This window comes from Streptococcus sp. HMSC071H03, assembly GCF_001813035.1.
GTDB lineage: Bacteria > Bacillota > Bacilli > Lactobacillales > Streptococcaceae > Streptococcus > Streptococcus anginosus.
The window spans coordinates 9,434-21,133 of sequence record NZ_KV811171.1 but is presented as its reverse complement, the minus strand read 5'-3'; the positions used below and the strand labels follow the sequence as shown (position 1 = coordinate 21,133).

Here is an 11,700-nt window from a genome sequence, read left to right as displayed (position 1 = left end):
TGATATTCCTATTAGAAATTAAAATGTTAGGAGATTTATGATGTTTACAGCTTATAAAAAGTTTTGGACTCACTATGCTGATTTTGAAGGAAAATCAACTAGATCTGACTATTGGTGGTCTGTTTTGTGCAATGTTTTGATTACACTTCCATTTGGTATTATGGCTTTTGGGTCAATTTTGGTTGCAATCTTCAATGTTGTACAGCAAGCGACTTATTATGATTATGAAGGAGAATTTGATCCAAGTATTTTTATAAGTAGTTTAGGTTCCACATTTTTTATCATTATTTTATTAAGTATTTTTGGGATAGCAACTTTAGTCCCAAATTTGGCGATTATTGTGCGTCGTTTGCGTGATGCTGGTTATCATTGGGCATTTATCTTTTTATATGCAGATCCTATGCTTTTGATGTGGGTTCCAATTTTAAATATTTTGGCTGCCGTTGCTATGTTACCATGTTCTATCGCTCTAATTGTCCTACTTTGTATGCCAACTAAAGAAGTGAAAACATCTACGGTTCACCAAGGACAATTTACGACACAACAAGCACAACCTCAGCAACAACCTGTTCAAGCACAACAATTTACTCAACCACAAGAATAAGCAGTTGAACCTGAAACAACACCAAATCAACCTCAACAAGAATCTGCGACTACAACTGAAACTCCAGAACAAGTTGTTCAATCAGATGAGAAAGAGTTGGACTCAGCTATCTCTGAAGATAACTAAACTAGAAATGCTCCAATAATATATTGGGGTATTTTTTAGAAATGACGATTTTTTTAATATCATTTTTATGAATTTATTCCTGAATAAGCCAATCTTATATCTCATTTATCTCATTAGAAAAATGACCTATTTAAGCTAATTTTTAGTCTTTATTTGGATCGTTGTGATAATCAATGATAAAGCAAATGATAGCAATCGCAAAAATAAATAATCCAAATCCGATAATAGTTTTTATTATGATATTTGAAAAGTAAAATAAAGCAATAACCAAAAGTAAAAATACAATAAACCAAGACCACATAAAATTGCTCCCTTCTCAATTTATTATAACATAAAGGAATATTCTGAATAATTGTAATCCTTGATTTTATTCGATTGTTTAGATAGAAAAGCATAGTTTGATTTCATAGGATTTTGTCAAAAGGGATGTCTCTACACAAAAAGTCAGCTAAATGAAGGAAAATTTGGTATGATAAAGATAATTATGTAGCTAGGAGAATGACCATGGAAAATAAGGTACGCTATAATTGGGCAACTTTAGGTACAGGTGTGATTGCTAATGAATTGGCACAGGCCTTGGAGAAATTGGGTGGAAAACTCTATTCTGTTGCCAATCGAACGTATGCAAAAGGTGTGGATTTTGCACAGAAATATGGTATTGAAAAAGTTTATGATCAGATTGATGATGTATTTAAGGACGAAAATGTGGACATTATCTATATTTCCACACCACATAATACGCATATTGATTTTTTACGAAAAGCATTAAAAAACGGGAAACACGTTTTATGTGAGAAGTCCATTACGCTCAATTCAGAAGAATTGGAAGAAGCAGTTTTATTAGCCGAACAAGAACATGTCGTTTTGGCAGAAGCGATGACGATTTACCACATGCCAATCTATCGAAAATTGAACAACATCATCTCCAGTGGTCAATTAGGTGATTTAAAAATGATTCAAATGAACTTTGGTAGCTACAAAGAATATGATATGACAAATCGTTTCTTTAATCGTCAGCTTGCTGGCGGTGCACTGTTAGATATTGGCGTGTATGCCTTGTCATTTGTTCGGTGGTTTATGACATCTCGACCCAATCAAATTCTTTCACAAGTGAAATTTGCACCAACGGGCGTTGATGAGCAGGCGGGGGTTCTTCTGACGAATGCTGAAGGAGAAATGGCAACTTTGACCTTGAGTCTCCACGCTAAACAGCCTAAGCGAGGAACAATTGCTTATGATAAAGGCTATATTGAAATATATGAATATCCTCGAGGACAAAAGGCGGTTATTACCTATACGGGGGACGGGCATCAAGAAATCATTGAAGCTGGAAAGACGAGTGATGCTTTAATGTATGAAATTCTTGATATGGAAGAAGCAGTAGCTGGTGACAAAAATGAGATGTATTTGGATTATAGTCGTGATGTCATGAAAATCATGACGGATTTGCGAAAAGAGTGGGGCATGACTTATCCAGAGGAAGAAAAATAACGATATAGAACAGGAGAAACAATGGAACACTCAGCTTGGCATAGTTTGATTAAGCAACAATTACCTGATGGTTATTTTGGTAAAATTAATTATTTTTTAAATCAGGTTTATTCATCAGGCACAATCTATCCGCCGCGTGAAAAAGTATTTAATGCGATACAAACGACGGATTTAGCAGATGTAAAAGTAGTGATTTTGGGACAAGACCCTTATCATGGTCCGCGTCAAGCGCAGGGGCTGAGCTTTTCAGTACCAGATGATATTCCAGCGCCGCCTTCTCTTCAAAATATTTTGAAAGAGTTAGCAGATGACATTGGCATCAAAGAATCTCATGATTTGACACCATGGGCACGGCAAGGAGTCTTGCTGTTGAATGCCAGTTTGACTGTTCCTGCTGGGCAAGCAAATGGACATGCCGGTCAAATCTGGGAACCGTTTACGGATGCTGTGATTAAGGTTGTCAATGAAAAAGATACACCTGTTGTCTTTATACTCTGGGGCTCTTATGCACGCAAGAAAAAAGCCTTGATAACTAATCCTAGACATCTCATTTTAGAATCTCCTCATCCGAGTCCCTTATCCGCTCATCGTGGATTTTTTGGCAGCAAACCTTTTTCTAAAACCAATGCCTTTCTAACAGCGCAAGGGATAGAGCCGATAAATTGGTTATTATAAGTAGTTTTATATAGTGGTATTTTCGAAAGGAGAAAAATGGTTAAGTTAGCAACGATTTGCTATATTGACAACGGCAAAGAATTTTTATTGCTACATCGAAATAAAAAGCCTAATGATGTTCATGCTGGTAAGTGGATTGGTGTTGGGGGTAAATTAGAGAAAGGTGAAACGCCGCAGGAGTGCGCTGTAAGAGAAATCTTTGAAGAAACAGGTTTGCGGGTCAATAAGCCAGTATTAAAAGGTATTATCACGTTTCCAGATTTTATACCTAACCATGATTGGTATACCTATGTATTTAAAGTGACGGAGTTTGAGGGAGGCTTGATTGACTGCGATGAGGGGACTTTGGAATGGGTGCCTTATGAACAAGTTTTGTCCAAACCAACTTGGGAGGGAGATCATACGTTTCTATCTTGGATTTTAGAAGATAAACCATTCTTCTCGGCTAAATTTTCTTACAAAGGAGAGAAGTTGGTGGAGAGTCATGTTGATTTTTATGGAGAATAAGGAGAAAAGTACATGTTGTTAATTAAAAATGGTCGTGTCATGGACCCTAAGTCTGGTTTAGATCAGATTTGCGATGTTTTGGTTAAGGATAAAAAAATTCTTAAAATTGGTCAGGATTTGAAGGCAGAAAACGCTCAGGTGATTGATGCGACTGGATTGGTGGTGGCGCCAGGGCTGATTGATATTCATGTTCATTTTCGTGAACCTGGTCAGACGCATAAAGAAGACATTCATACGGGTGCTTTAGCTGCGGCAGCGGGTGGATTTACAACGGTTGTCATGATGGCAAATACCACTCCAACGATTTCAACAGTAGAGACGTTGAAAGAAGTATTAGAATCTGCCAATCATGAAAACATTCATATTAAGTCTGTTGCAACCATTACAAAGAATTTTGATGGACAGCATTTGACAGATTTCAAAGCGCTTTTGGAAGCGGGAGCTATTGGTTTTTCAGATGACGGAATTCCATTAAAAAGTACAAAAATAGTACGCGAAGCTTTGGAAGAAGCTGACCAAAATGGTACATTTATCTGCCTTCACGAAGAAGACCCAGAACTCAATGGTATCCTTGGGTTTAATGAGCAGATTGCCAAAGAACATTTTGGATTTTGCGGTGCCACAGGTGTTGCTGAATATAGTATGATTGCGCGTGACGTGATGATTGCTCATGCAACCAATACTCATATTCATATCCAGCATTTATCAAAAGCAGAAAGTGTGAAAGTCGTGGAATTCGCTCAGCGATTGGGCACTCACGTAACAGCAGAAGCAGCGCCCCAGCATTTTTCTAAGACAGAAGAGCTATTGTTGTTAAAAGGTAACAATGCCAAGATGAACCCGCCACTTCGTTTGGAATCAGATCGTTTAGCTGTCATTGAAGGGCTTAAGTCTGGAGTTATTTCAGTCATTGCGACAGACCATGCACCTCATCACTCTGATGAAAAGAATGTAAAAGACATCACCAAAGCACCGTCTGGTATGACAGGTCTAGAAACGTCACTTTCGCTTGGTTTGACTTATTTGGTGGAAGCAGGTCATTTGACACTCATGCAGTTGCTGGAAAAAATGACAATTAACCCAGCGCAACTCTATGATTTTGAAGCGGGCTACCTTGCTGAGAATGGACCAGCAGATCTCACGATTTTCGATACAAATGCTGAACGCATGATAACAGAAGATTTTGCCTCAAAAGCAGCTAATTCACCATTTATCGGTGAAAAATTAAAAGGTGTTGTTCACTATACGATTTGTGATGGGCAAATTGTCTATGGAAGCAAATCATCATAACAAGCATAAGGTTGGAAGTGTTTTTCAACCTTATTGTATTTTAAATTTCTTATAATTTTTAGAAAATTTTCTGTTTATTAGGATAAAAAATGATACAATAGAGAAGTTAAAATAGTCCCGAAAAGGTAGTCAAAGGTTAAATATTAACCATAGAGACTAGTGCTTTGTAACTTTTTAACGTAAGTCTGTTTCAGATTTTCAAGTAACTTCCTAGCAATAATAGCATTTTTAGGAGGGAATATTTCATTAAAAGGGGGACATGAATATGTCAGAACGTAAACTTTTCACGTCTGAATCTGTATCTGAAGGACATCCAGATAAGATTGCAGACCAAATTTCAGATGCTATTTTAGATGCTATCTTGGAGCAGGATCCAGAAGCTCATGTGGCTGCTGAGACAGCTGTCTATACAGGCTCTGTCCATGTTTTTGGGGAAATATCCACAAATGCTTATGTGGATATTAACCGCATAGTTCGCGATACAATTGCAGAGATTGGTTATACAAAAGCTGAATATGGTTTTTCAGCAGAAACAGTGGGGGTGCATCCGTCGCTTGTTGAGCAATCACCAGATATCGCTCAAGGGGTGAATGAAGCCCTTGAAATTCGTGGAAATGCTGAACAAGATCCGCTTGATTTGATTGGTGCCGGTGATCAGGGGCTGATGTTTGGTTTTGCTGTAGATGAAACACCAGAACTAATGCCGTTGCCTATTTCTCTCAGTCACAAATTAGTCCGTCGTTTAGCAGAGCTTCGCAAGTCTGGAGAAATTTCCTATCTTCGTCCGGATGCAAAATCTCAAGTAACGGTTGAATACGATGAAAATGACCAACCAGTGCGCGTGGATGCTGTCGTTATTTCTACACAACATGACCCAAAAGTAAGCAATGAGCAGATTCATCAAGATGTGATTGAAAAGGTCATTAAAGAAGTAGTTCCAGCAGAGTATTTGGATGAAAAAAGTAAGTTTTTCATCAATCCAACCGGCCGCTTTGTTATTGGCGGACCTCAAGGAGATTCTGGTTTAACTGGACGTAAGATTATCGTTGATACATACGGCGGTTATGCACGCCATGGAGGTGGGGCTTTCTCAGGAAAAGATGCCACAAAAGTCGATCGTTCTGCTTCTTATGCAGCGCGTTATATTGCCAAGAATATTGTTGCAGCAGGATTAGCTAAGAAAGTAGAAGTTCAGCTAGCCTATGCTATCGGAGTTGCACATCCAGTATCAGTCCGCATTGATACTTTTGGTACAGGTGCAGTTTCAGAAAGCAAGCTTCAAGAAGCAGTTCGACAAATCTTTGACCTTCGTCCAGCTGGTATTATTCAAATGCTTGATTTGAAACGACCAATTTACCGTCAGACTGCTGCCTATGGGCACATGGGACGTACGGATATTGACCTGCCGTGGGAAAAACTGGATAAAGTAGATGCTTTGAAAGCAGCTATAAAATAACAGGAGTGGGACAACAAAATTGATTTTTGTCCCGCTCCCTTTTTAGAATGACACAAAAATAAAATGGCTCTGTAATCGTTATATAACAAGAATGACAAGTCAAAAGAGATTTCTTTAAAAGGATAGGATTTTCCCAGAAACTGTGTTATAATAAAGTGCAGTATATTTGATTAGAAATTCTTTGAAAGAGCTGAAAATGAAAAAAATTGTAATTAATGGTGGTCGCCCCTTAAAAGGAGAGGTGACTATTAGTGGTGCTAAAAATAGCGTAGTCGCTTTAATTCCGGCGACAATTTTATCTGATGAAATCGTGACATTGGACTGTGTGCCAGATATTTCCGATGTTGTGAGTTTGATTGACATTATGGAAGCTATGGGAGCTACTGTTGAGCGCCAAGATGATACGCTAAGAATTGATCCTCGTGGTATAAAAAATGTGCCAATGCCTTATGGTAAAATCAATAGCCTGCGTGCTTCTTATTACTTTTATGGTAGCTTGCTGGGCCGCTATGGCGAAGCAACAGTTGGTTTACCTGGTGGCTGTGATTTGGGTCCGCGACCTATTGACTTGCATTTGAAAGCATTTGAAGCCATGGGGGCTACTATGTCTTACGAGGGGAATTCCATGAACCTTTCGACAGGTGGTAAACATCTCCACGGAGCTAGTATATACATGGATACAGTCAGTGTTGGGGCGACCATTAACACCATGCTTGCGGCAGTAAAAGCAAAAGGGCGCACCGTTATTGAAAATGCAGCTCGTGAGCCTGAAATCATTGATGTAGCGACACTTTTGAATAATATGGGAGCACACATTCGAGGAGCTGGTACGGATATTATTGTCATTGAAGGTGTTAACAAACTTCATGGTACTCGTCATCAAGTCATTCCAGATCGAATTGAAGCAGGAACTTATATCTCAATGGCTGCTGCAATTGGTGAAGGTGTGCAAATCAACAATGTCCTTTATGAACACTTAGAAGGCTTTATTGCGAAATTAGAAGAAATGGGAGTTCGCATGACCGTTTCTGAAGATAGTGTGTATGTTGAAAAGCAACATGATTTGAAAGCAATTAATATTAAGACGGCTCCTTATCCAGGCTTTGCTACAGACTTGCAACAGCCTATTACGCCACTTTTATTGACAGCTAAAGGACGTGGCTTGATTATTGATACGATTTATGAAAACGAGTAAATCATGTCGCTGAATTAGCGAAAATGGCAGGTAAGATTTCAACGAGTGCCAATCATATTGCTTATGAAGGACCTAATCAATTGCAAGGTGCAGCGGTCAAAGCAACTGATTTGCGGGCAGGAGCAGCACTTGTAATTGCAGGATTGCTAGCTCACGGGAAAACTGAGATTACAAATGTAGAATTTATTTTGCGTGGTTATTCAAATATTATTGAAAAGTTGACGAGTTTAGGAGCAGACATTCAGCTTGTCGAAGAATAGATTCGAAACAACGTTGACATGATGAGGTGAAATAGCCCAGTTGGCGTACCAACTGGGTCTTATCTTTAGAGGTAAGATATGAATTTGTGGACAAAATTGGCGGAATTCGCCTTTATAGAAACAGAACATTTAGTATTACGTCCATTTTCCTTTATGGATAGTGAAGATTTTTATAAAATTGCCTCCAATCCTGAAAATCTACGCTTCATTTTTCCTGTGCAGGCTAATTTACAAGAAAGCCAACATGTATTGGCTAATTATTTTATGAAACATCCTCTTGGAATTTGGGCGATTTGTGATAAAGATTCTGAGAAAATGATCGGATCTATCAAATTTGAAAAGATAGACGAAATCAAGGGCGAAGCAGAGCTTGGTTATTTTCTTCAGCATGATTATTGGGGACATGGTCTGATGACTGAGTGCGTCAAAAATATTGTTTATTTGGCATTTACACAGTTTGATTTGAAGCGACTTTATATTATAACTCATCTGGAAAACAAAGCCAGCCAAAGGGTTGCCGAGAAGACAGGATTTTCTTGTAGGCGGCAGTTCAAGGGGAGCGACCGTTATACACGTAAAATGCGGGATTATTTAGAGTTTTGCTATGAAAAAGGAGGTTTTCATGAGTAAACATCAAGAAATTATCGCTTATTTGGAAGAATTACCAGTAGGAAAGCGTGTTAGTGTACGCAGTATTTCCAATTATTTAGGAGTAAGCGAGGGGACTGCTTATCGTGCAATTAAAGAAGCTGAAAATCGTGGATTGGTAGAAACACGTCCTCGTAGCGGCACGATTCGCGTAAAATCTCCCAAAGTAGAGCTGGAGCACTTAACATTTAAAGAAATTGCTGAAATTACGAAATCAGAAGTCTTAGCTGGTCAAGACGGACTTGAAAAGGAATTCAGTAAATTCACAATCGGGGCAATGACCGAGAAGAATCTCTTACGTTACTTAACGGAAGGAGGTCTCTTGATTATTGGAGACCGCACCCGTATTCAGTTATTGGCTTTGAAGCATGAAAATGCTGTTTTAGTGACGGGTGGCTTAGAAGTGAGTTCTGATGTTCTAAAATTAGCGAACCGCTTAAGCATTCCTGTTCTAAGATCCCAACATGATACCTTTACAGTTGCGACAATCATCAATCGTGCATTGTCTAATATGCAGATTAAAACAGATATTTTAACAGTGGAGCAAGTGTATCGTGGTAGTCATGAGTATGGTTTCTTAAAAGATACAGATACCGTTCGTGATTTTATGGATTTGGTTCGGAAAAATCGCAGCAGTCGTTTTCCTGTTGTTAATCAGCATAATATGGTCGTTGGCGTGGTGACTATGCGTGATACTGGTGACAAGTCTCCTCACACTATTTGGACAAAGTCATGACGAAAAATATCTATGCCGTCACTTTAAACACCAGTATTGCCAATGTTAGCCAGCGTATGATTACAGAAGATTTTGAAATGGTACCAGTCATTCGGAGCAATCAAACTCTTCTTGGAGTCATTACGCGTCGTGATGTCATGGAAAAAATGAGTCGGGAACAAGTCTCTAGCTTACCGACTTTTAGTGACCAAGTTTCTCAAAAACTTCGTCATATCAACAATGAATTTTCTTTTGTTGTGGAACCTTTTATGTTAGAAAGTAACGGTGTTTTGTCTAACGGGATTCTAACAGAGATTTTAACGACAGCAACGCATCAATACATGACATCTGGCAAGAAAAATATTATTATTGAACAGATGATGATTTATTTCTTGCAAGCTGTTCAGATTGATGAAACTTTGACGCTTCGACCAAGAATTGTCCGACAAACACGGCATTCTGCTATTTTGGATTACGATATTTATTTAAAACTTCAATTGGTTGCAAAAGCGACCATTACAGTAAAGATAAACTAATACCTCAGATATTAAGGAGAAAGAATGATAACTTTAAAATCACAACGTGAAATTGATTTAATGGAAAAAAGCGGTGCATTTCTCGCCAGTATTCATATTGGTTTAAGGGATTTGATTAAGCCAGGTATTGACATGTGGGAAATTGAAGAATACGTCCGCAGACGTTGTAAGGAAGATAATGCTCTTCCACTTCAAATTGGTGTAGAAGGGAGCATCATGGACTACCCTTATGCCACTTGCTGCTCATTGAATGATGAAGTGGCACATGCTTTTCCACGCCACCAAAAATTGGTTGAGGGCGACCTAATTAAAGTAGATATGGTTGTTGGCTTGGTTGATAAAGCAGAATTGGATGTTTCTAAGCTGGATTTCAACAATGTAGAGCAGATGAAACACTATACAGAAAATTTCCGTGGAGGTGTTGCAGATTCTTGCTGGGCTTATGCAGTTGGTCAAGCAAGTGAAAAAGTGCAACAACTGATGGACGTTACAAAAGAATGCCTTTATCGTGGAATTGAGGCTGCTCAAGTTGGCAATCGAATTGGTGACATTGGTGCAGCGATTCAAGAGTATGCGGAAAGTCATGGCTATGGTGTTGTTCGTGACTTGGTAGGACACGGTGTTGGACCAACTATGCACGAAGAGCCAATGGTGCCTCATTACGGACGCGCTGGACGCGGATTGCGTCTTCGTGAAGGCATGGTTTTGACAATTGAGCCGATGATTTCAACAGGTACTTGGGAGATTGACACAGATTTTGAGACGGGTTGGGCTCACAAAACGCTGGACGGTGGACTTTCTTGTCAATACGAACATCAATTTGTGATTACCAAAGATGGTCCTGTTATCTTAACCAGCCAAGGAGAAGAAGGAACTTATTAAAAATAAGAATGGAAAGGGGCTTTTTGCTCTGTATTCTAGTAGGAGACGAGATGAAAAAGTTTGTTTCTAAGATTGGACAGAACCCGTTTTTACAATCCTTTTTTAAATTTTATCAAGCATCAGAGATTGATTTGACAAGCATTGCGGTGGCATATTATTTGCTGATTTCGATTTTTCCGTTGCTATTGATTGTTGTGAATATATTGCCTTATTTTCAAATTCCGATAGCAGAATTTTTGGAAGCAATGGAAGATGTTCTGCCTGAATCGCTGTATGAAGTCGTTGCAAAGGTTACCCGAAATTTGCTAACTCAGCCTTCTTCTGGCTTGTTGAGTTTTTCCATCCTTTCGGCTCTATGGGCATTTTCACAATCAATGTCATTTTTACAAAAAGCATTTAATAAAGCTTATGGTGTTGCAAAAGATAGAGGTCTGATATCACATAGATTATTTAGTTTAGTCATTAGCTTGGGGTTGCAATTTCTCTTTGCCTTGTCTCTTTTACTGACAATGTTTGGGAGAATGTCGCTTCGCTTGCTTCATAGCTTTTGGGAGTTTGACGATCAACTATATGCCAGTTTACAAAGAATGACCCAGCCGACTATTTACACCTTGCTGTTTCTTTCTTTACTGATGCTTTATTACTTTTTACCCAATGTAAAAATCAGGAAAATCCGCTATGTTCTGCCAGGAACGATTTTTGTAGTTTTTACGATTGGGGTATTGTTAAATTTATTTTCTGTTTATTTGGACACTTATGTAAATCACTTAATGGATGTTCGATTTTTTAGTTCCATTTTTGTTGTCGTCGTCATGATTTGGTTTACCTTCATTGCCCAAATTATGATTATTGGGGCAATCTTAAATGCAAGTTACCAAGGATGTCACGAAAAAGAATTTGAAACGAGACATAAACAACTGACAACGAGACTTATAAAAAATAAAGAGAAGTTCAAATAAAACTTCTTTTTTTGCGTTATTTTTGTTGCATTTGCAATAAAATGCGGTATAATATTGTTTAAGGAGGCAATATGACGATTTTGCGAGAGATTGGTATTATCGCCCGAGCGTTGGATTCAATGGCGAATATTGAATTTCGCCATGTTGATTTGGCCAAAGGGCAGTATCTTTATTTGATTCGTATCGTAGAAAATCCCGGTATTATTCAAGAAGAGCTTTCTGATTTGCTGAAAGTTGATCGGTCAACCGTTGCTCGCTCCGTCAAAAAATTAGAGAGTAAAGGTTTGATTGAAAGAAGAAGTGCAGCTGGAAATTTAAAAAATAAAGAGCTTTTTGCGACAGATACAGGAAAAAAA

The 11,700-nt window shown here is 38.5% G+C and carries 10 protein-coding genes and 2 pseudogenes; all 12 read left to right on the top strand.

The features are described 5' to 3' along the window. Positions 1–37 precede the first annotated feature (37 nt). On the top strand, positions 38–604 hold the full coding sequence (locus HMPREF2887_RS08975) for a DUF805 domain-containing protein (protein WP_021001633.1): 567 nt from the start codon (positions 38–40) through the stop codon (positions 602–604). A 630-nt stretch (positions 605–1,234) separates the two neighbouring features. Next, positions 1,235–2,221 (top strand): Gfo/Idh/MocA family protein, encoded by a 987-nt coding sequence (locus HMPREF2887_RS08970; protein ID WP_003024723.1) that lies wholly within the window; start codon positions 1,235–1,237, stop codon positions 2,219–2,221. A 21-nt stretch (positions 2,222–2,242) separates the two neighbouring features. Next, on the top strand, positions 2,243–2,896 hold the full coding sequence (locus HMPREF2887_RS08965; RefSeq protein ID WP_003024719.1) for a uracil-DNA glycosylase: 654 nt from the start codon (positions 2,243–2,245) through the stop codon (positions 2,894–2,896). A gap of 36 nt (positions 2,897–2,932) precedes the next feature. Continuing rightward, positions 2,933–3,403 carry an NUDIX hydrolase gene (locus HMPREF2887_RS08960; RefSeq protein WP_021001634.1) on the top strand — a complete coding sequence of 157 codons (471 nt, stop codon included), beginning with the start codon at positions 2,933–2,935 and terminating at the stop codon, positions 3,401–3,403. A gap of 12 nt (positions 3,404–3,415) precedes the next feature. After that, a complete protein-coding gene (locus HMPREF2887_RS08955) occupies positions 3,416–4,693 on the top strand; it encodes a dihydroorotase (protein ID WP_057489636.1) in 1,278 nt (425 codons plus the stop codon). 265 nt (positions 4,694–4,958) lie between these two features. Then, complete coding sequence (gene metK / locus HMPREF2887_RS08950) at positions 4,959–6,149, top strand: methionine adenosyltransferase (protein WP_021001636.1); 1,191 nt, start codon at positions 4,959–4,961, stop codon at positions 6,147–6,149. Positions 6,150–6,345: 196 nt separating this feature from the next. Continuing rightward, positions 6,346–7,604, top strand: a pseudogene (locus tag HMPREF2887_RS08945) (UDP-N-acetylglucosamine 1-carboxyvinyltransferase). 78 nt (positions 7,605–7,682) lie between these two features. Then, positions 7,683–8,234: a GNAT family N-acetyltransferase gene (locus HMPREF2887_RS08940; protein ID WP_084741087.1), complete on the top strand. Its 552-nt coding sequence runs from the start codon at positions 7,683–7,685 to the stop codon at positions 8,232–8,234. Beyond that, positions 8,227–9,503, top strand: a pseudogene (gene spxR / locus HMPREF2887_RS08935) (CBS-HotDog domain-containing transcription factor SpxR). Before HMPREF2887_RS08940 ends, spxR begins: the two are co-directional and overlap by 8 nt. A gap of 24 nt (positions 9,504–9,527) precedes the next feature. Continuing rightward, positions 9,528–10,385, top strand: coding sequence for a methionyl aminopeptidase (locus tag HMPREF2887_RS08930; protein ID WP_021001640.1), 858 nt, complete (start codon positions 9,528–9,530; stop codon positions 10,383–10,385). Between the two features lie 50 nt (positions 10,386–10,435). After that, positions 10,436–11,344, top strand: a complete 909-nt coding sequence (locus HMPREF2887_RS08925; RefSeq protein WP_003042389.1) for a YihY/virulence factor BrkB family protein — start codon at positions 10,436–10,438, stop codon at positions 11,342–11,344. Between the two features lie 71 nt (positions 11,345–11,415). Beyond that, the coding region (locus HMPREF2887_RS08920) for a MarR family winged helix-turn-helix transcriptional regulator (RefSeq protein WP_148131515.1) at positions 11,416–11,700 on the top strand (285 nt) is incomplete at its 3' end.